Annotated in this window: 20 protein-coding genes; 8 read left to right on the top strand and 12 right to left on the bottom strand. The window is 71.3% G+C overall.

The window, feature by feature from the left end; translation table 11 throughout:
• Nucleotides 1-35: 35 nt before the first annotated feature.
• The gene (locus LG391_RS08520) at nt 36-197 is read left to right on the top strand and encodes a hypothetical protein (protein WP_225767547.1); all 162 of its coding nucleotides are present in this window, start codon (nt 36-38) and stop codon (nt 195-197) included.
• Nucleotides 198-266: 69 nt separating this feature from the next.
• Nucleotides 267-680, top strand: coding sequence for an SgcJ/EcaC family oxidoreductase (locus LG391_RS08515; RefSeq protein WP_225767546.1), 414 nt, complete (start codon nt 267-269; stop codon nt 678-680).
• 15 nt (nt 681-695) lie between these two features.
• Here LG391_RS08515 and LG391_RS08510 read toward each other — a convergent pair whose 3' ends face one another.
• From LG391_RS08510 to rnd, 3 genes are read right to left on the bottom strand one after another with little or no spacing between them, the layout of a single operon-like run.
• Nucleotides 696-1,328, bottom strand: coding sequence for a glutathione S-transferase family protein (locus LG391_RS08510; protein ID WP_225767545.1), 633 nt, complete (start codon nt 1,326-1,328; stop codon nt 696-698).
• The gene (locus LG391_RS08505; protein ID WP_225767544.1) at nt 1,325-2,320 is read right to left on the bottom strand and encodes a M23 family metallopeptidase; all 996 of its coding nucleotides are present in this window, start codon (nt 2,318-2,320) and stop codon (nt 1,325-1,327) included. Before LG391_RS08505 ends, LG391_RS08510 begins: the two co-directional genes overlap by 4 nt.
• Nucleotides 2,321-2,333: 13 nt before the next feature.
• Nucleotides 2,334-3,482 carry a ribonuclease D gene (rnd, locus tag LG391_RS08500; RefSeq protein ID WP_225767543.1) on the bottom strand — a complete coding sequence of 383 codons (1,149 nt, stop codon included), beginning with the start codon at nt 3,480-3,482 and terminating at the stop codon, nt 2,334-2,336.
• A 187-nt stretch (nt 3,483-3,669) separates the two neighbouring features.
• Between rnd and LG391_RS08495 the strand changes: the two genes are divergently transcribed.
• Both LG391_RS08495 and LG391_RS08490 read left to right on the top strand, forming a co-directional pair.
• The gene (locus tag LG391_RS08495; protein ID WP_225767542.1) at nt 3,670-4,056 is read left to right on the top strand and encodes a hypothetical protein; all 387 of its coding nucleotides are present in this window, start codon (nt 3,670-3,672) and stop codon (nt 4,054-4,056) included.
• Nucleotides 4,057-4,082: 26 nt separating this feature from the next.
• A complete protein-coding gene (locus LG391_RS08490) occupies nt 4,083-4,520 on the top strand; it encodes a hypothetical protein (RefSeq protein WP_225767541.1) in 438 nt (145 codons plus the stop codon).
• 31 nt (nt 4,521-4,551) lie between these two features.
• Here LG391_RS08490 and nadC read toward each other — a convergent pair whose 3' ends face one another.
• Genes nadC through nadA form a run of 3 tightly spaced genes read right to left on the bottom strand, consistent with a single transcriptional unit; the run spans nt 4,552 to nt 7,950 of the window.
• Nucleotides 4,552-5,364: a carboxylating nicotinate-nucleotide diphosphorylase gene (nadC, locus tag LG391_RS08485; RefSeq protein ID WP_225767540.1), complete on the bottom strand. Its 813-nt coding sequence runs from the start codon at nt 5,362-5,364 to the stop codon at nt 4,552-4,554.
• A gap of 46 nt (nt 5,365-5,410) precedes the next feature.
• Nucleotides 5,411-6,952, bottom strand: a complete 1,542-nt coding sequence (locus tag LG391_RS08480; RefSeq protein ID WP_225767539.1) for an L-aspartate oxidase — start codon at nt 6,950-6,952, stop codon at nt 5,411-5,413.
• On the bottom strand, nt 6,952-7,950 hold the full coding sequence (gene nadA, locus LG391_RS08475; protein WP_225767538.1) for a quinolinate synthase NadA: 999 nt from the start codon (nt 7,948-7,950) through the stop codon (nt 6,952-6,954). The genes LG391_RS08480 and nadA overlap by 1 nt, the downstream gene beginning before the upstream one ends.
• A 238-nt stretch (nt 7,951-8,188) precedes the next feature.
• Between nadA and LG391_RS08470 the strand changes: the two genes are divergently transcribed.
• Nucleotides 8,189-9,145 carry an aldo/keto reductase gene (locus LG391_RS08470; RefSeq protein ID WP_225767537.1) on the top strand — a complete coding sequence of 319 codons (957 nt, stop codon included), beginning with the start codon at nt 8,189-8,191 and terminating at the stop codon, nt 9,143-9,145.
• Nucleotides 9,146-9,207: 62 nt separating this feature from the next.
• Here the strand turns inward: LG391_RS08470 and LG391_RS08465 are convergent, their stop codons facing one another.
• The 3 genes from LG391_RS08465 to LG391_RS08455 form a co-directional block, all read right to left on the bottom strand.
• The gene (locus LG391_RS08465) at nt 9,208-9,651 is read right to left on the bottom strand and encodes a GNAT family N-acetyltransferase (protein ID WP_225767536.1); all 444 of its coding nucleotides are present in this window, start codon (nt 9,649-9,651) and stop codon (nt 9,208-9,210) included.
• Nucleotides 9,648-10,643 (bottom strand): hypothetical protein, encoded by a 996-nt coding sequence (locus tag LG391_RS08460; RefSeq protein WP_225767535.1) that lies wholly within the window; start codon nt 10,641-10,643, stop codon nt 9,648-9,650. The genes LG391_RS08465 and LG391_RS08460 overlap by 4 nt, the downstream gene beginning before the upstream one ends.
• 81 nt (nt 10,644-10,724) lie before the next feature.
• Nucleotides 10,725-12,275 carry an alpha/beta fold hydrolase gene (locus LG391_RS08455; RefSeq protein WP_225767534.1) on the bottom strand — a complete coding sequence of 517 codons (1,551 nt, stop codon included), beginning with the start codon at nt 12,273-12,275 and terminating at the stop codon, nt 10,725-10,727.
• Between the two features lie 134 nt (nt 12,276-12,409).
• Here LG391_RS08455 and aspS point away from each other — a divergent pair, with 134 nt between their 5' ends.
• On the top strand, nt 12,410-14,206 hold the full coding sequence (gene aspS, locus LG391_RS08450; RefSeq protein ID WP_225767533.1) for an aspartate--tRNA ligase: 1,797 nt from the start codon (nt 12,410-12,412) through the stop codon (nt 14,204-14,206).
• Between the two features lie 191 nt (nt 14,207-14,397).
• A complete protein-coding gene (locus tag LG391_RS08445; RefSeq protein ID WP_225767532.1) occupies nt 14,398-15,216 on the top strand; it encodes an EipB family protein in 819 nt (272 codons plus the stop codon).
• Nucleotides 15,217-15,260: 44 nt separating this feature from the next.
• On the opposite strand, the gene LG391_RS08440 is transcribed toward LG391_RS08445, so the two are convergent.
• A complete protein-coding gene (locus tag LG391_RS08440; protein ID WP_225767531.1) occupies nt 15,261-15,950 on the bottom strand; it encodes a superoxide dismutase in 690 nt (229 codons plus the stop codon).
• A gap of 129 nt (nt 15,951-16,079) precedes the next feature.
• Entirely contained in the window at nt 16,080-17,390 is a 1,311-nt protein-coding gene (locus LG391_RS08435; RefSeq protein ID WP_225767530.1) for a DNA polymerase IV, read from the bottom strand.
• 170 nt (nt 17,391-17,560) lie between these two features.
• On the opposite strand from LG391_RS08435, the gene LG391_RS08430 reads away from it, so the two are divergent.
• A complete protein-coding gene (locus tag LG391_RS08430) occupies nt 17,561-17,926 on the top strand; it encodes a response regulator (protein ID WP_225767529.1) in 366 nt (121 codons plus the stop codon).
• A 237-nt stretch (nt 17,927-18,163) separates the two neighbouring features.
• On the opposite strand, the gene rpmG is transcribed toward LG391_RS08430, so the two are convergent.
• Nucleotides 18,164-18,331 carry a 50S ribosomal protein L33 gene (gene rpmG / locus LG391_RS08425; RefSeq protein ID WP_225767528.1) on the bottom strand — a complete coding sequence of 56 codons (168 nt, stop codon included), beginning with the start codon at nt 18,329-18,331 and terminating at the stop codon, nt 18,164-18,166.
• Nucleotides 18,332-18,347 lie beyond the last annotated feature (16 nt).

The raw sequence follows: 18,347 nt of genomic DNA, 5'->3' as shown, positions 1-18,347 counted from the left end.
GAACTGGCCGTGATCGACATCTCCGGGGGATGATCATGGGGCAGGATGGTGCGGCCGCGGCGCGGCCGGGAACGGATGGCGAAGCCTCGCGCTCGCCGGCAGGGGCGGCCAGCCGTTCGGCCGAGAACGAGGCGCGGATCGTCGCCCATCTGCGCGCGGTGCTGCTGGCGCCGGGGCGTTCACACGTCTGGGAGTAACCCCGATTTCGGCGGGTGCAAATCCGAGGTAGAGTCCAAAAGATCGCACCGGCAGGTCGGGAGCTGACAATGTCGGAGGCCCTTGAGCTGGAGGACGTTCCGGCCGCGTTCATCGCGGCCTGGAACCGCCACGACATGGCGGCGCTGGCCGCGCTGTTCGTGGAGGATGCGGACTTCGTCAATGTCGTCGGCCTGTGGTGGCGAAGCCGGGCCGAGATCGAAGCCGCCCATGCGGCGACACATGCGACCATCTTCAAGGACAGCCGCCTGGAAGGCGGCATCGCCAAGGTCTCCCGTCTGGGACCGGGAACCGCCGCCTTGCACGTGGCCTGGACGCTTACCGGCCAGAGCGCGCCGGACGGCACTCCGGCCGGGCGGCGGCAAGGTATACTGCTTCTGGTGCTGACCGAAGTCTCGGGCGGCTGGCGGGTTCGGATCGCCCAGAACACCGACATCGTGCCGGGCGCGCTTGCGCCGCCATGACCGTGTGTTCTTCCGCTAGCTCCGGCCGAGCACCTCGGCGCTCGGCCGGGCGGCGATGCGGTCCCACCAGGCGGCCAGCCTTTCGTGCCGCGCCAGCAGGTCGCGCCCCTCCGGCGCCATCCGGAAATAACCGAGGATCGGCGCCGCGTGCAGGTCGGCGAGGCTGAGCGCGTCGCCCAGCAGCCAGGGGCCGTCGCCGAGGAAGCCTTCGAGCACGTCAAGGCAGAGGCCGGCCCGCGGCAGGGCGGCGGCGATCCGGGCCTCGTCGCCCGGCCGGCCGGCGTGCGGCTTCGACACCCGCTCGACATAGACGTCCCAGACCAGCGGGCGGTAGGCATAGCTGTCCAGCACGCCGATGATCTGGGTCATCCGGGCGCGGCCGCGGGCATCGGCGGGCTGCAGCGCCGGGCCGGGAAAGGCCTCGTCGACATAGCGGGTGATCGCGGCGGTCTCGTAAAGGGCGAAGCCGTCATGCTCGAAGGCGGGGATGCGGCCGAAGGGGTGCCGGCCGAGATAGCCCGGCGGCGGCCCTTCGGCGGCGAAGATGTCGACCTCGACCAGGTCGAACGGTACGCCCTTCTCCTGCAGCGCCATCAGCGCGGCGCGGACATAGACGCTGTAACGGGCGCCGTAGAGGATCGCGGTCACGGGATCTCGACCTTCCGCTCGGTGTCGATCACCAGGACGCTGTTCCGCTCCAGCTGGTATCGGCCGGTATAGGTCCCGGGCTTCCAGCCCCCCGGCGGGGCGCGCCGGCCGCTGAACACGGACCAGAGATTCTTCGATTCGGCCAGCACGGTCCGGTCCTGGTGCACCGGCTTGCCGTCCGGGCCGGTGATGACGACCGTCTGGGTGTCGCCGCCCCGCACGCCGAAGCTCTCGGCCCACAGCACCAGCGGTGCGTTTCGGCCGCCCTTGATGCCGGCGTAATCGCCGCGCCGGGCGGTCTCCCAATCGGCCGGGCCGGCGGCGAAGCCGGCGATCAGCAGGCCGGTCGGGATATAGGGCACATCCGCGGCCCACAGAGGATGGCCGGCCGTCTCGCAGCCCGAACCGATCGGCAGGGCGGTGAAGGGATCGATGAAGGCCTCGACAGCGCCGTCACCCTGCGCCTTCATCACGGTGAACTCGACATGCGGGAACTCGGTGCTGCCGGACAGGCCGATCTGGCCCAGGGGCTGGCCGGTCTTGACCGTATCGCCCGGCTTCACCCGGATGCTGCCCTGCTTCATATGGGCATATCGCGTCTGCCAGCCGCCGCCATGGTCGATGATGACGGCGTTGCCGGCCTTCACGTCCTTCACCGCCTCGGCTCCGCGCTCCTTGACCGAGATGTCGGGCTCGCCGTCGCGGACGCGGAGGACAGTGCCGTCGGCCGCCGCCAGGATGTCGACGCCCTGGCGCATCGCGGCGAGGTCGCGCAGGCGGATGTCGATGCCGTTGTCGCCGTCATAGCCCAGGCGGTCGCAGCGGAAATTGGCGAAGCGCGGCCCGGGGGCGGTGTCGACATAGTTCTGGATGAAGCAGTCCTGCCCCAGGGTGCAGGCGGCCGGCCAGGCGAAGCGCGGCTCCTGCTCCTGCGCCGAGGCGGCGGCGGACGCGACGAGAAGGACGAGTCCGATCAGGGCGCTCCGCATCATCCGCCTGCTCCGTCTAGAGTGTCACCACCCGGATCCGCCGTCCCTGCACGGCCAGCGCGATGCCGCCGCGCTTCAGCGCCAGCGCATCCTCGCCGAACATCTCGCGGCGCCAGCCGTGCAGCGCCGGCACCTGGGCGTTGTCGTCCATGGCGATGGCCTCCAGGTCGTCGCTGCCGGCGACCAGCTTCTGGGCCACGCCTTCGTCCTCGCATTTCATCTTCAGGAGGACGCGCATCAGCTCGACCAGCGGCGCGAGGCCGGGCGGGGTCGGCGGGCGCTGCGCCAGCTTCGGCGCCTGGTCGGGCGGCGTCGCCAGGCCGCGCTCGACCGCCGCGATCAGCCCCTGGCCCTGCCAGCCCTCGGCCATGTTGCGGCTCATGCCGCGGATCCGGGCCATGCCGTCGATGTCGCGCGGGGTGTGGGCCGCGATCTCCAGCAGGGCCTCGTCCTTCAGGATGCGGCCGCGCGGGATGTCGCGCTTCTGCGCCTCGCGCTCGCGCCAGGCCGCGACCTCGCGCAGGATCGACAGGAACTTGGCCGAGGCGTTGCGCGGCTTCAGCCGCAGCCAGGCCTGATCGGGCTCGGTACGGTAGGTGGCCGGATCGCACAGGATCGCCATCTCCTCGGCGAGCCAGGATTCGCGGCCGGACTTGGTCAGCTGCTTGCGCAACGCCTCGTAGGACGGGCGCAGATGGATGACGTCGGCCAGCGCATAGTCGATCTGGCGTTCGGTCAAGGGCCGGTGCGACCAGTCGGTGAAGCGCGACGACTTGTCGATCCGGGCATTGGCCAGCTTGCCGACCAGGTTCTCGTAGCTGACCGATTCGCCGAAGCCGCAGACCATGGCCGCGACCTGGGTGTCGAACAGCGGCGTCGGCACCTGGCCGGTCAGATGGACGAAGATCTCCACATCCTGCCGGGCGGAGTGGAAGACCTTCAGCACCTTCGGGTCGTGGACCAGCGCGAACAGCGGCGCCAGATCGATGCCGGGGGCCAGCGGGTCGATCGCCGCCGCCTCGTCCAGCCCGGCGATCTGCACCAGGCACAGCTTCGGCCAGAAGGTGTGCTCGCGCATGAACTCGGTGTCGATGGCGATGTAGTCGGCCGCTGCCATGCGATCGCAGAAGGCGGCGAGCTCGGCGGTGGAGGTGATCAGAGTCATCTTTGCCGTTGTAGCGGATGAAACCCCCGGTTGCCGAGAGCTTTACGCCGATCCGCTGAACGGAATGCCGCCGGCGGCGAATCCGGCTAGTCTCGACCGTGAGCCGGGGTGGGGCCGGAGCGGGAACGAGGCCATGCTTTCGCCATGGCGTTCCGGGAGCGTGGGAGGCGACGGCAAGGAGGGCCGCATGAGACGATCCCTGGCATCCACGGCGACGGCCGCGATTCTGGCGGTGACGGCGCCCTTCGCCGGCGCGGCCGAGGAGACGCCGGCCGGGCTGTTCCGGGTCGGCGACACCGGCGTGCGCTGCCTGAAGCAGCCCTGCCCGTGGCGCGGCGTGGTGCCGGTCGACGACGAGAGCGTCGCGGCCGGGGCCGTCCCCCCGGCCTATGCCGGCGACGCGCCGCCGGTGATCGCGGCGCGGGCCGAGCTGCTGGACCAAGTGCGCCGTGAGATCTGGCGCGCCTGGGCCGCGGGCGGCTGCCTGCTGGTCCATGGCCGCTTCGACCGCCGCGGCGCCGCGGCGGTGCCGGTGCTGGCGGTCGACCGGATCATCGGCCCGTGCAGCCGCTGACGGCCGGCCTGTAGACGGAGACGATCGTGCCGACGACATTGAGAGTGATCGCCATCCTGGAGCTTCTGGCAGGCCTCGTCCTGACGCTCTGGTGCTGGTTCGGCGCGCCGGAGAGCTTCTTCCTGGGGCTCGCCTTCCTCCTCACTGGACTCATCTCCGCCGCCGTGTTCGTGGCGCTGGCCCAGATCCTGGAGAATTCGGAGCTGCTGCGGTTGGATCTCGTCCGGCTGCGGCACGACCTCTGGGGGGAGCTCAACAAGCTGCGGGACGGCGGGCCGGCCCCGAACCGGCCGCCGTCCTCGCCGCCGCCACGCCCGTCGACATCGCCGATCCGGGAGTCGACCGATCCGATCACCGGCCGAGTCTCCTACCTGTACAACGGCGTGACCTATGACAGCCGCATCGCCGCCGTGGCGCAGCTCGCGGAGGACGAGCGGCGTGGGGCGCCTCCGGTCTCCGGGTGACGTTGGCGGCAGCCGGCCCATCCGTTTCGCCTCACCCCTCCCAATCCAGCCCCAGGTCGAGGATCGGCGCCGAGTGGGTGATCCAGCCGGCGGAGATCAGGTCGACGCCCGCGGCGGCGATCGCCGGCACCGTCTCGGCCGTCACCCGGCCGGAGGCCTCGGTCACCGCCCGGCCACCGACCCGGCGCACCGCCTCGCGCAGCTGGTCCGGGGTCATGTTGTCCAGCAGCACGGCGTCGACGCCCTCGGCCAGGGCTTCGTCGAGCTGGCCGAGCGTGTCGACCTCCACCTCGATCTTCACCAGATGCCCGACCGCGGCGCGGGCCCGGGCGATCGCCGGCCGTACCCCGCCGGCCACGGCGATGTGGTTGTCCTTGATCAGCACCGCGTCGTCGAGGCCGAAGCGGTGGTTGACGCCGCCGCCGGCCCGCACGGCGTGCTTCTCCAGCGCCCGCAGCCCCGGCGTGGTCTTGCGGGTGCAGGCGATGCGCGCCTTGTGCGGCCGGGCGGCCGCGGCCAGCGCTGCGGTGGCGGTGGCGACGCCGGACAGATGGCACAGCAGGTTCAGCGCCACCCGCTCCGCCGCCAGGATCGGCCGGGCCGGACCGTCGATCCGGATCACCGCGTCGCCCGGCGCCGCCCGGCTGCCGTCGGGCATGAGCACGGTGACCACGATGGCGGGGTCGAGCAGGCGGAAGGCCAGGGCGGCGGCGTCGGTGCCGGCCACGGTGCCGGGCTGGCGCGCGGCGATCGCGCCGCGCATCCGGGCCTCGGCCGGGATCACCGCGGCGCTGGTGATGTCGCCGGCGCGGCCGAGGTCCTCGGCCAGGGCGGCGCGGACCACCGGTTCGACCAGCAGGGCGGGGAGGGAGGGAGATCCATGGTCGGCCTCACGGGCGGGCGGTGCCGGTGCGGGGGGCTTCGCCCTCCAGCACGTCGGCGAGGGTGAGGAAGGAGGGGGCGGAGGCCGGGTCGGCCTCGGGCCGGTCGCTGCGGCACTGCGCGCCGCGGCTCTCGCGCCGGCGCAGGGCGGCGGTCGCGATCAGCAGCCCGGCGAGGGCGCGGTCGGACAGGGCCGAGGGCGCGGCGTCGGCCAGGGGGCGCAGCGCCGTGACCGCGGCGATCAGGCCGGCGCCGTCGCGGACCACGCCGACATGGCGCTCCATCAGCTCCCGCAGCGCGGCGACGATGCCGGCGTCCGGGGCCGGGCGGCGGGCGGCGCCGAGCGGCAGCGGACGCAGCGGCGGCCGGGCCTCGCCGCCGCGGATGTCCCCGGCGATCCAGCCGGCATAGGCCAGCGCCTCCAGAAGCGAGTTGCTGGCCAGGCGGTTGGCGCCGTGCAGGCCGGTCGCTGCCACCTCGCCCGCGGCCCAGAGGCCGGGCACGGAGCTCCGGCCGTTCCCGTCCACCGCGACGCCGCCCATGTGGTAATGCGCCGCCGGGCGGATCGGGATCGGCTGCCGCGCCGGGTCCAGCCCGGCCTCGCGGCACAGCGCGATGACCCTGGCGAAGCGCTCGAGCCTGCCGCCCAGCGGGCGTGCGTCGAGGAACACCGGCTCGCCGGCCATGACCTTGCGGAAGACGGCGCGGGCGATGACGTCGCGCGGGGCCAGGTCGCCCTGCGGGTGATCCGCCATCACCCGCCCGCCCGCCGCCGTGACCAGCATGGCGCCTTCGCCGCGTAGCGCCTCGGTGGCCAGGGGCATCGGATCGCGGCCGACGGCCATGGCGGTCGGATGGAACTGCACGAATTCCAGGTCGCGCAGCACCGCCCCGGCCCGTGCCGCCAGGGCCAGCCCGGTGCCGGCCGCGCCGAGCGGGTTGGTGGTGTGGGCGTAGAGGCCGCCGACCCCGCCGGTCGCCAGCACCACGGCCCGGGCCGGGATGGCGACCGGCTCTCCGTCCTCCCGGGCCAGCACGCCGCAGATTCCGGCTTCGTCGCGCAGCAGGGCAGTGGCGCGGGCGTGGCGGATCGCGATACGGGGATCGGCCTCGGCCGCCTGGGCCAGGGTGCGCAGCACCGCGGCGCCGGTGCCGTCGCCGCCGGCATGGACGATGCGGCGGCGGGAATGCGCGGCCTCCAGGCCCAGGGCGAAGCCGCCGGCCTCGGCCCGGTCGAAGGGCGCGCCGAGCCCGTCCAGCCAGGCGATGCAGCCGGGCGCCGCCTCGGCGACGCGCCGCGCCACCTCCGGGTCGGCGAGGCCGGCCGCGGCCGCCAGCGTGTCGGCGGCATGCAGCGACGGGTCGTCGTCGGGGCCGAGCGCCGCGGCGATGCCGCCCTGGGCCCAGCCGGTGGCGGCCTCGGCCCCGAGCGGTGCGGCGGAGAGCAGGAGAACGGGCAACGGCGCCAGCCGCAGCGCCGTGGCCAGCCCGGCGATGCCGGCGCCGATCACGACCACCCGGTCCTGCGGGCGAGGGGAGATCGCATCCATCACCGCACCTCCAGCATGCGTTCGACCGCGGCGCGGGCGCGGCCGGCCACGGCGGGGTCCAGCTCCACCGCCTCGGTCATCGTCTCCAGCGCGCGCCGGATCTTCGGCAGGGTGATCCGCTTCATATGCGGGCACAGGTTGCAGGGCCGGACGAAGTCGATCTCCGGGAACTGCACGGCGACGTTGTCGCTCATCGAGCACTCGGTCACCAGCACCACCCGGCCCGGCCGCTGCTTCGCCACATAGTCGCTCATCGCCGCGGTCGAGCCGGCGAAGTCGGCCTCCGCCACCACCTCCGGCGGGCATTCCGGATGGGCCAGCACGGTCACGCCGGGATGGCGGTCACGCAGCTGCCGGATGTCGTCGGGGCCGAAGCGCTCATGCACCTCGCAGGCGCCCTGCCAGGCGATGATCTCGACCTTGGTCTCGGCCGCGACATTGGCCGCCAGATAGCCGTCCGGGATGAAGATCACGCGCGGCACGCCCAGGCTCTCCACCACCTTCACGGCGTTGCCGGAGGTGCAGCAGATGTCGCTCTCCGCCTTCACCGCGGCCGAGGTGTTGACGTAGGTGACCACCGGCACGCCCGGATAGCGGCGGCGCAGCAGGCGCACATCCTCCGGCGTGATCGAGGAGGCCAGCGAGCAGCCGGCCGCGGCATCGGGGATCAGCACGGTCTTGCCGGGGTTCAGCAGCTTCGCGGTCTCGGCCATGAAGTGCACGCCGCACAGCACGATCACCGACGCCTCGACCCGCGCCGCCTCGCGCGCCAGGGCCAGGCTGTCGCCGGTGATGTCGGCGATGCCGTGGAAGATCTCCGGCGTCTGGTAGTTGTGCGCCAGGATCACCGCGTCGCGCTCCCGCTTCAGCCGCAGGATGGCGTCGATGTCGGGGGCGAAGCCCGGCCAGTCGAAGGCTGGGATGACGCGGGACAGGCGGCCGTATAGCGGCGCCATGCGCGCGGCCACGGCAGGGGTGTATTCGGCAGGTGCGGACATCGGGTTCTGCTCATTTTGAGAATTACAAGGACAGGGGCGGCCCGAATCGGTGTCGCTTTGGTTACTCTAATTCTCAGAATAAGAAAATCAAGTCGCTAGCCTCGATGCTGTTGGCAGGGCGGTCCTCGCGCCTACATTGGGACGGGGGCGAGGGGGCGCCGCGGCACGCCGGACGATGCCGCAGATATCGGGCCGGGCCGCGGGCGCCCGGCCGGATCCGATCGAAGGAGAGATCATCGTGGAACTGCGCAATCTCGGCCGCTCCGGCATCCGGGTCGGGCCGCTGGCCCTCGGCGGCAACGTCTTCGGCTGGACCGCGGACGAATCGGCCTCCTTCCGGGTGCTGGATGCCTTCGTCGACGCCGGGCTGAACCTGATCGACACCGCCGACGTCTATTCGCATTGGGCGCCCGGCAACCGGGGCGGCGAGTCGGAGACGATCATCGGCCGATGGCTGAAGCGCGGCGGCAAGCGCGACCGGGTGGTGATTGCCACCAAGGTCGGCGGCGAGATGCCAGGCCGGCCGCCGCGGAAGGACCTGTCAGCAGCCTGGATCCGCGAGGAGGTAGAGAACTCGCTGCGCCGGCTGCAGACCGATGTGATCGACCTGTATCAGTCGCATTGGGACGACCCGGAGACGCCGCAGGAAGAGACGCTGGCCGCCTATGCCGAGCTGATCCGGGCCGGCAAGGTGCGGGCGATCGGCGCCTCGAACTTCTCGGTCGAGCGTCTCGCCTCGGCCCTGATGCTCAGCGCCGAGAGCGGGCTGCCGCGCTACGAATCGCTGCAACCGCATTACAACCTCTACGACCGCTCGGACTACGAGGGGGCGCTGGAGGATCTGTGCCGCCGTGAAGAGGTCGGCGTCATCACCTATTTCTCGCTGGCCGCCGGCTTCCTGACCGGCAAGTACCGCACCGAGGCCGACCTGTCGCAGAGCGCCCGCGGCGGCCGCGGCATGAAGGACCGGCTGAACCCGCGCGGCCTGCGCATCCTCGACGCGCTCGACCGGGTGGCCGAGGCGCATGGCGTGCGCCCGGCCACGGTGGCGCTGGCCTGGCTGATCGCCCGGCCCGGCGTCACCGCCCCGATCGCCAGCGCCACCAGCCCGGAGCAGCTGGAGGACCAGATCGCCGCGACCCGGCTGACCCTGGCGGCGGACGAGATCCGGCTCCTGGACGAGGCGGGGCGGTAGGCCGTCCGATCAGTGCAGGTTGGGTTCGCGGCAAGCGAACCCAATCTACGGATTGCGGCCGGTTACAGCCGGCGCGACAGGATCGCCCGGTCGGTGCCGGCGAAGCCGTGGCGGCGGTACAGGCGGGCCGCGTCGGGGTTTCCGGCCTCGACCTCGAGGTGCACGGCGTGCACGCCTTCGGCCCTGAGCAGCCCGGCCAGCGTCTCCAGCACCGCGGAGCCGTGGCCACGGCCGCGATGCTCCGGCTCGATGTAGAACTCGTCGATGAAAGCGTCGCGGCCGCCGAATTCGATGCTCCAGGACCAGGTCACGACCAGATAGCCGATCGTCTCGCCGCCCGCCTCGATCATCCAGCCGGCGGCGAAGCGCGTGCCGCCGGCCAGCTCCTGCAGCGCCCGCCGGCCGCCGGGCCCCAGCGGATGGTTGTCCTCGTCGTTGAAGGCGATGGCCATGGCCAGCAGCCGGTCGTGGTCGGCCGGAACCAGCGGGCGGAGCCGCGCGGTCATCCCGGCCGGCGCGACAGGGGCAGGCGGACGCCGGGCTCGGGCTGCTCCTGCAGCACCTCGCGGCGGAAGCGGACCAGCCGGGCCGGGCGGCCGCCGGTGCCGCCGGCGACCTCGCCGGTCTCCTCCACCAGCCCCTGGCTGTCGACCAGGCGGCGGAAGTTCGGGGCGTGCAGGCGCAAGCCCGCCAGCGCCTCGACCGTGCGCTGCAGCTGCGACAGGGTGAAGGTCGGCGGCATCAGCTCGAACACCACCGGCCGGTACTTGATCTTGCCGCGCAGCCGGCCGATCGCCGTCGCCAGGATGCGGCGGTGGTCGGCCGCCATCGGCGCGCCTTCGGCCAGGGCCGCACAGGCGGGCCTGCCTTCGCCCCGCGCGTCCCGATGCGCCTCGGCGGCAAGGCCGGCCTCGTACATCAGCTCGTAGCGCTCCAGCACCCGCTCCTCGCCCCAGGGCAGGCCGCCGAGGCCGAATGCGAGGCGCAGCCGGGCCTCGCGCCGCCGCCGCTCCGGCTCGGCCGCGGCCGCCTCGACCCAGCCGGCCAGCGCCGGCTCGATCCGGTCCAGGAGATCCGGACGGCCGCCGCGCCGGTCCTCCCAGGGGAAGTGGCGGTACCAGTCGCTCCACAGGCTGTCGCCGGCTGGCGCGGCCTCGCGCAGCAGCGCCAGATAGCCGACCGACAGCACCCGGCCCGGCCCGGCGAGATGCCGGTCGCGGTCGCCGAAGGTGTAGAGCTGCTCGACATAGCCGAGCGGCTGCCCGGTCTGGGCCTCGACCCAGGCGCGCAGCCCCAGCTCCAGCGTCCGGTGCTGCGGCTCCAGCGGGCCGGCGGGCAGCGCCTCGACGCCGCCCGGCCCGCGCAGCGCCAGCACGCGCGGCGTGTCCCCGGCCACCGCCACGACCACGGCCGACAGGTCGACCGTCACCCGGTCCTGGGCGGCCCGGCTCTGAGGGGAATTCGGCGCCCTCTGCGCCCTGGCCGTCACGCCGGCCATCGTGGATCGGAAGCCTCGACTCGCATGCGGCCAGGATAGCATGCACGGGCGTCGCCCGGATGACGGCTCATGGCCGGCGCGTCAGTCGACCGGAGAGAGCTTCGCCCCGGCGGTTGATGGTACCGATCGCTGACGGGGCGGTGGAGGCGCAAAGACCAGGGGCCGTAGATCGGCGAGGCAATCATCGTCGGGCCGCCGCGTCGGGTCATCCAGGAAACGGCCGGCGATGCTGCCGGCGCAGGCATCGCCATAGTAGAGCACGCCATGGCCGTAGGCCGGAAAAACATAGCTGGTGCCATTGGCCAGCCGCTTCACTGCCGCCTCGGCCCAGGATGCTGGGGTGGTGGGATCGAAGGCGCCGGAAATCAGCAGCGCCGGAATGTCGCTGGTCACCGGGGCCGCTTCGCGTTCCGGGCTCCGGGGCACCGGCCATGGCGAGCAGCCGTCGATCTGCTCGTCCTCAATCTGGTCGGCGAAGCGTGCGTCCCTGGCCGAGGCCTGCTCGATCCACTCCGGCTCCGCCGGGATCAGGTCGGCGCAGGCGATCGAAGCATAGACGGCCTGATCCGGGATCTCGTCCACCTTCCGCACCTGCTGGAGCTCGTACTTCTTCATGTTCTTGAGGATACGAGTTTCATTCGCTTCGAGGTCGTCGATGAGGAAGGGCACGAATGTGGCGTCGGCGGGCAACCGCAGCATCTTGATTACGATGTCGCGAAGCATCCAGCCGTCGATCCGCGCGCTCGCATGATCCGAGATCTTCACGGTCAGAGGCTCCTCATCCAGCCGCCGGACCAGCGCGAAGAAGCGCGGCTCGAGATCGGGATAGGCCTTGTTGCAGGTGGTGCTGGTCCGGCAGGCCCGGACGAGTGCGTCGAAGGCTTGGCCGCTGTTCGCGGCATCGTCAAAGACATTTGCCTCCGGCGGCAGCACGCCTTCGAGGATGACCGAGCGCAGACCTTCCGGATGGTCGCGCATGACGATCATCGCGACGCGTGAGCCGAACGAGATTCCCCACAGATTCCAGGCCGGCTGGCCAAGGGCCTGGCGCAAATCCACAATGTCGGCGGCGATGGCCGCGGTGGTGATCTGTGCGGGATCGTGCCCGGCTTCCCGAAACCTCGCCCAGCACCGCTTCGCGCTCTCCCTGATACCTGCGACCCAAGTCTCGCGCGCCGGCTGCGTGTGGTCGAGTATCGACTGCCGTGCGTAGCGGTCGAATGGCCTGCAACGGGTCGGCAGGAGCCTGGATTCCCCGACCCCCCGCTGATCGAACAGCACCAGCGGGCGAGCCCCTAGCCAGTCGGCGGTTCGAAGCGCGGTCGCCCAGTTCGACAGTCCTTTCGCGTCGAGCCCCGCCGGGCCACCCGGCCCGCCCTGGATGAACAGCAGCGGATCCGGCCGCAATTCGCGGTCGGTGCGCCGCAGCGTCGCCACCCGCAGCCGGATGCGCGGCCCGACCGCATCGGCGCGGTTCTCCAGCACCGTGACCGTGCCGCATTCGGCCGCGACGGTCTCCGGCAGGATCATGCCGGCCGGGCAGTCGTCGGCAATGAAGAAGGGCGGCTGCGGTTCCGCCGCGGCGGTGGTGCCCGCGGCGAGGAAAAGGATCAGGACGAAAATCCAGCGCATGCTATCGGAACCTGAAACGAGGCGAAATGCAGCCATTCTGCCGGAGGCAGGGCAGGGGCGTCGAGCCGCGGCTTGACAGGCCGGCGCGGGCGGTGTCACTGACCGGCGTTTCTGCCCTGGTCCGAGAGCATCCCATGCACGCCTACCGCACCCACACCTGCGGCCAGCTTCGTCCCGAACAGGCCGGCGAGACCGTCCGCCTGTCGGGCTGGGTCCATCGCAAGCGCGACCATGGCAATCTGCTGTTCCTCGACCTGCGCGACCATTACGGCCTGACCCAATGCGTGGTCGACACCGACAGCCCGCATTTCAAGGCGGCGGAGGCGGTGCGCGTCGAAAGCGTCGTCACCATCACCGGCACCGTGGTCAGGCGCAGCGCCGAGACCGCCAACGACAAGCTGCCGACCGGCGGCATCGAGGTGCGGATCGACGATTTCGTGCTGCAGTCGGCCGCCCAGGTGATCCCGCTGCAGGTGGCCTCGGACGAGGACGCCGGCGAGGACATCCGCCTGCGCAACCGCTTCCTGGACCTGCGCCGGCAGAAGATGCAGCGCAACATCGTGTTGCGCAGCGAGGTCATCTCCTCGATCCGCCGCCGCATGATCGAGCAGGGCTTCCGCGAGTTCCAGACGCCGATCCTGACAGCGTCGAGCCCGGAGGGGGCGCGCGACTTCCTGGTGCCGGCCCGCCAGCACCCCGGCAAGTTCTACGCCCTGCCGCAGGCGCCGCAGCAGTTCAAGCAGCTGCTGATGGTGGCGGGCTTCGACCGGTACTTCCAGATCGCGCCCTGCTTCCGCGACGAGGACAGCCGCGCCGACCGGTCCCCGGGCGAGTTCTACCAGCTCGATTTCGAGATGAGCTACGTCACCCAGGAGGACGTGTTCCAGACGATCGAGCCGGTGCTGCGCGGCGTGTTCGAGGAGTTCTCGGACTTCACCGGCACCAAGCGCGCGGTCACCGCCGGCGCCTTCCCGCGCATCCCCTATGCCGAGTCGATGCTGAAATACGGCAACGACAAGCCGGACCTGCGCAACCCGCTGGTGATCACCGACGTCACCGAGGTCTTCGCCCGCGACGACGTGACCTTCCGCGCCTTCAAGGGCGTGATCGAGAAGGGCGGCGTAGTGCGCGCCATCCGCGCGCCGAAGGTGGCCGACAAGCCGCGCAGCTTCTTCGACAAGCTGAACGGCTGGGCGCAGGAGCTGGGGGCGCCGGGTCTCGGCTACGTCGTGTTCGAGGCCGGCGCCGGCAAGGGGCCGATCGCCAAGTTCCTGGAGGCGGGCGCCCAGGACGCCTTGCGCGCCGCCACCGGCGCCGAGGACGGCGACGCGGTGTTCTTCGTGGCCGACCTGGAGGCTGCGGCCGCCAAGCTGGCCGGCTTCGCCCGCACCAGGATCGGGCAGGAGCTGGAGCTGATCGACCCGGACCGCTACGAGTTCTGCTGGATCGTCGACTTCCCGATGTATGAGCTGAACGAGGAGACCGGGCAGATCGACTTCAGCCACAACCCGTTCTCGATGCCGCAGGGCGGGCTGGAGGCGCTGGAGACGCAGGACCCGCTGACGATCAAGGCGTTCCAGTACGACATCGTCTGCAACGGCGTCGAGCTGTCCTCGGGCGCGATCCGGAACCATAAGCCGGAGATCATGATCAAGGCGTTCGCGATCGCGGGATACAGCCAGGACGTGCTGGAGGCGAAGTTCGGCGGCATGCTGTCGGCCTTCCGCTTCGGCGCCCCGCCGCATGGCGGCTCGGCCCCCGGCATCGACCGCATCGTCATGCTGCTGGCGGACGAGCCGAACATCCGCGAGGTCATCGCCTTCCCGATGAACCAGCGCGCCGAGGACCTGCTGATGGGCGCCCCGGCCGAGGTCGATCCGGCCCGGCTGAAGGAGCTGCATATCAAGCTGGACCTGCCGAAGAAGGCCTAAGACCGTTTGATAATGCACCTGGCGTGGCCGTCTGACGGCGGTTTCTGCGCTTCCGGTGCTCACGGACTATAACGTCCGCTGCGCTCCGGTTCTCGAAACCACCGCCAGCCGACTCACGCCAGCGCATTCTCATACGGTCTCCGACTGCCGTCGCGCTTGCGTCGGCCCGCGGCTTCGGGCTCAGATGGTGCATGTCCCGCATCGCACCATCCCTCGCCGCCCTCGTCCTCCTGCTGCTGTCCGGCGCGGCCCAGGCCGCCCCGGCGGCGGCGCTGCAGCCGCACCGGGCGGTCTATTCCCTGACGCTCGACATGACGCGCGGGCAGCGCAGCGTGGTCTCGATCGAGGGCCAGATGGAGTATCGCTGGGCCAAGGCCTGCGACGGCTCCAGCTTCGAGCAGAACTACCAGGTGGCGATGGTCTACGCCTCGGGCGACACGCTGACCCGCAAGACCCGCTACGCCGGCTGGGAATCCGCCGACGGGCACGAGCTGACCTACACGCTCAGCTCCTCCACCAACGGCGAGGACAAGGAGGACATCCGCGGCACGGCTCGGCTGGACGGCGCCGCGGGCGGCGACGCGGTGTTCAAGTCGCCGGCCGACCTGAAGCAGGCGCTGCCGGCCGGCAGCCTGTTCCCGACCACGCATATGCAGCGGCTGGTCGAGGCGATGCGGCAGGGCCGGCCGATCTTCACCGCCGGCTTCTTCGACGGCAGCTCCACCGACGGGCCGCAATATGTCAGCGTCGCGATCGGCCGGGCGCAGCCGGGCGACCCTTCGGCCGACGCGCTGCGGCAGGGGCCGTCGCATGCGATCGTCATGGCCTTCTTCACCGTCGGCAAGGCCGAGAAGGACAAGGAAACGGGCGCGGAGCAGCCCGAATACGAGCTGCGCCAGCGCCTGTTCGAGAACGGCATCGCCGACCGCATCGTCATCGACTACGGCGACTTCGCCATGGCGGCGAAGCTGGACACGCTGGAGCCGATCGCGGCGCCGCGCTGCGACTGAGCGCGACGCAGGTTGGGTTCGCGTGCCGCGAACCCAACCTGCTCTCACGCCCCCAGCCGGTCGGAGACGACGGACCAGTTGACCAGACTCTCCATCACCGCCTTGACGTGGTCGGCGCGGCGGTTCTGGTAGTCCAGGTAATAGGCGTGCTCCCAGACATCGATGCCGAACAGCGGTTGGCCGCCATGGGCGAAGGGCGAATCGGCGTTCGAGGTGCCGACCAGGGTCAGCTTTCCGGCGTCGGCCACCAGCCAGACCCAGCCGCTGCCGAACACCTTGCCCGCGGCCTCGGTGGTGGCCTTGACCAGGCCGGCCTGGTCGCCGAAGGCCTCCCCGATCGCGTCGGCCAGCCGGCCTTGCGGCGCCTTCGGGCCGCCGGGGACGAACTGCTCCCAGTACAAATTGTGGTTCCAGGCCTGGCCGGCCTGGTTGAACACCGCGGCGTCCTTGGCCTCGGCGGACTTCACCACCACCTCGGCCAGGGTCATCGATTCGTAGGGCGTGCCGGCGGCGAGCTTGTTCAGCGCGTCGAAATAGGCCTTGTGGTGCTTGCCGTAATGCAGCCCGACGGTCTCGGCGCCGATGGCCGGGGCCAGCGCATCCTCCTTGAACGGCAGCGGCGGCTGCTTGAACGGGCCGGACGGGGCGGTCTGGGCCATGGCCGGGGCGCCGATCCGGGCGGCGGCGGCGACAGCGGCCGCGCCGCCGAGCATCAGGGCTTCACGTCGATTCATCGCAGGCTTCCTCGGTTGGGCGCCGGCCGTGCCGGCGGATCTCATGAAAGCAGGTGGGGCGCAGTCTCGTCCCGACCAGGGCTTGACGCCCAGGGGGAATCCGCCGCGACCGAAAGCCGCTGCGAACCGTTATCCCGGACGGCGCGGCAGGCCGGACCGCCCCTTGGCGATGACGTCCGGACCCAGCTTGCGGCGCATGGCGTCGACCGCCTCCTCGACCGCGCGGCGCTTGGCGGGGGCGGGGTCCAGCAGGTCCGGCGGATCGGCCAGGCGGCCCTCGACCAGGTCGGTGCAGCCGACGCCGATCAGCCGGAAGGCCTCGCCATTCGCCGCCTGCTCGACCATCGGCACGGCGGCGCGCCAGATGGTCTCCGCCAGCTGGGTCGGGTCGGTCAGGCGATGGCTGCGGGTCAGCTGCCGGAAGCGGGCGGTCTTCAGCTTCAGCACGACGGTGCCGCCGGCCAGGTCGTGCTTCTTCAGCCGGGCGGCCACGGTCTCGCACAGGGGCCACAGCTCGCGCAGCAGCGCCTGCGGATGCTGGATGTCGGTGTTGAAGGTGGTCTCGGCCGAGACGCTCTTGGTCTCGCCGTCCGGGTCGACCGGCCGCTGGTCCTCGCCGCGGGCGTAGCGGTAGAGGCGCCGGCCGAACACGCCGAAGCGGCGGACCAGCGCCCCCTCGTCCAGCCGGCGCAGGTCGCCGACGGTGCGGATGCCGTCGCTGAACAGCTTCTCGCGCATGACCTTGCCGACGCCGGGGATGATGCCGACCGGCTTGTCGGCCAGGAAGGCCATGGCGTCGGCCCGGCCGATCACGGCGAAGCCGCGCGGCTTGTCCAGGTCCGACGCGATCTTGGCCAGCATCTTGTTCGGCGCCAGGCCGATCGACAGGGTGACGCCGATCTCGCGCTCGACCTGGCGGGCGATGGCGGCGCAGGTCTCGGCCGGGCTGCGGCCGTGCAGCGCCTGGGTGCCGGTGAGGTCGAGGAAGGCTTCGTCCAGCGACAGCGGTTCGACCTTCGGCGTCGCGGCCAGGAACAGGGCCCGGATCTGCCGGCTGACCGCGGCGTATTTGGCCATGTCCGGGCGCAGAACCACGGCGTCGGGGCAGGCTTCCAGCGCCTTGAACATCGGCATGGCCGAGCGGACGCCGTACAGCCGCGCGACGTAGCAGGCGGCGGAGACGACGCCGCGCACCCCGCCGCCGACGATCACCGGCCGGTCCTGCAGCTCCGGCCGGTCGCGCTTCTCCACCGTGGCGTAGAAGGCGTCGCAGTCGAGATGGGCGATGGCGAGCGCGTGCAACTCGGCATGCCGGACCAGACGCGGCGACCCGCAGCGGGCGCAGCGCCGCGCGCCCGGCGGCGGATGCGCGCCGCAGTCCCGGCACAGGCCGGGCAGCAGGCCGGGCAGCAGGCCGGCGCGGTCCGGCTTCTGGCTCATCGGGCCGGCCGCGTTGCCGGGACGGGATCGGACATGGCGCCATCGTACCCGTTTTGTACCGGATGCGCACCGGTCACCGAGATACGGGTGCTGCGGCCTTTACAAGGCAGAGGGCCCGGCCGATTCTGCTGCCTGGGGGCATCGGACTCGGATGCCGGAAGGGGCGGGCCATGCCGAAGACCGTGCTGATCGTCGAGGACAACGACCTCAACCGGAAGCTGTTCGTCGATGTGCTCGAGGCCAATGGCTACGCCACGGTCGGCACCGACAACGCGTCGGAGGTGATGGCGCTGGCGCGGGCGCACCGGCCCGACCTGATCCTGCTCGACATCCAGCTGCCCGAGATCTCGGGGCTGGAGGTGACGAAATGGCTGAAAGCCGACCGGGAGCTGGCGGCGATCCCGGTGATCGCGGTGACGGCGCTGGCGATGAAGGGCGACGAGGCGATGGTGCGCGCGGGCGGCTGCGACGACTACATCTCGAAGCCGATCAGCGTCGCCGGGTTCATCGCCACGGTGCGCCGCCATCTGGACTGAGAGACCGCTGCAAATGCTACTGGCGCGGCCGTCTAACGGCGGTTTCTGCGCTTCCGGTGCTCACGGACCTGGATGTCCGCTGCGCTCCGGTTCTCGAAACCGCCGCCAGCCGACTCACGCCAGCGCATTTCCAAGCGGTCTCTGACGCGCGCGGGCATGCAAAAAGCCCCGCCGCCGGCGGGGCTCGGTCGGGCAAGCAGGGAAGCGGCGCCCGGTCGGCCGACCGGGCGGCGACGCTTACTTGATCTTGCCTTCCTTGAACTCGACGTGCTTGCGCACGACCGGGTCGTACTTGCGCAGCGTCAGCTTCTCGGTCTGGGTCTTCGGGTTCTTCTTGGTGACGTAGAAGAAACCGGTGTCCGCGGTGCTGTTCAGGCGGATCTTGATGGTGCTCGGCTTGGCCATGATGCTGGTCCCAATA

Origin of the sequence: Inquilinus sp. Marseille-Q2685, from assembly GCF_916619195.1 — a bacterium.
GTDB lineage: Bacteria > Pseudomonadota > Alphaproteobacteria > DSM-16000 > Inquilinaceae > Inquilinus.
Note: the sequence above shows the minus strand (reverse complement) of the source record. Positions and strands in the feature narration are given on the sequence as shown.

Coding starts and splice junctions, on each gene's coding strand:
- rpmG (WP_225767528.1), bottom strand. CDS start 18,331: ATGGCCAAGCCGAGCACCATCAAGATCCGCCTGAACAGCACCGCGGAC.
- rnd (WP_225767543.1), bottom strand. CDS start 3,482: ATGACTCTGATCACCTCCACCGCCGAGCTCGCCGCCTTCTGCGATCGC.
- LG391_RS08460 (WP_225767535.1), bottom strand. CDS start 10,643: ATGGCCGGCGTGACGGCCAGGGCGCAGAGGGCGCCGAATTCCCCTCAG.
- LG391_RS08435 (WP_225767530.1), bottom strand. CDS start 17,390: ATGAGCCAGAAGCCGGACCGCGCCGGCCTGCTGCCCGGCCTGCTGCCC.
- LG391_RS08520 (WP_225767547.1), top strand. CDS start 36: ATGGGGCAGGATGGTGCGGCCGCGGCGCGGCCGGGAACGGATGGCGAA.
- LG391_RS08440 (WP_225767531.1), bottom strand. CDS start 15,950: ATGAATCGACGTGAAGCCCTGATGCTCGGCGGCGCGGCCGCTGTCGCC.
- LG391_RS08495 (WP_225767542.1), top strand. CDS start 3,670: ATGAGACGATCCCTGGCATCCACGGCGACGGCCGCGATTCTGGCGGTG.
- aspS (WP_225767533.1), top strand. CDS start 12,410: ATGCACGCCTACCGCACCCACACCTGCGGCCAGCTTCGTCCCGAACAG.
- LG391_RS08515 (WP_225767546.1), top strand. CDS start 267: ATGTCGGAGGCCCTTGAGCTGGAGGACGTTCCGGCCGCGTTCATCGCG.
- LG391_RS08505 (WP_225767544.1), bottom strand. CDS start 2,320: ATGATGCGGAGCGCCCTGATCGGACTCGTCCTTCTCGTCGCGTCCGCC.
- LG391_RS08455 (WP_225767534.1), bottom strand. CDS start 12,275: ATGCGCTGGATTTTCGTCCTGATCCTTTTCCTCGCCGCGGGCACCACC.
- LG391_RS08445 (WP_225767532.1), top strand. CDS start 14,398: ATGTCCCGCATCGCACCATCCCTCGCCGCCCTCGTCCTCCTGCTGCTG.
- LG391_RS08465 (WP_225767536.1), bottom strand. CDS start 9,651: ATGACCGCGCGGCTCCGCCCGCTGGTTCCGGCCGACCACGACCGGCTG.
- LG391_RS08480 (WP_225767539.1), bottom strand. CDS start 6,952: ATGGATGCGATCTCCCCTCGCCCGCAGGACCGGGTGGTCGTGATCGGC.
- nadA (WP_225767538.1), bottom strand. CDS start 7,950: ATGTCCGCACCTGCCGAATACACCCCTGCCGTGGCCGCGCGCATGGCG.
- LG391_RS08430 (WP_225767529.1), top strand. CDS start 17,561: ATGCCGAAGACCGTGCTGATCGTCGAGGACAACGACCTCAACCGGAAG.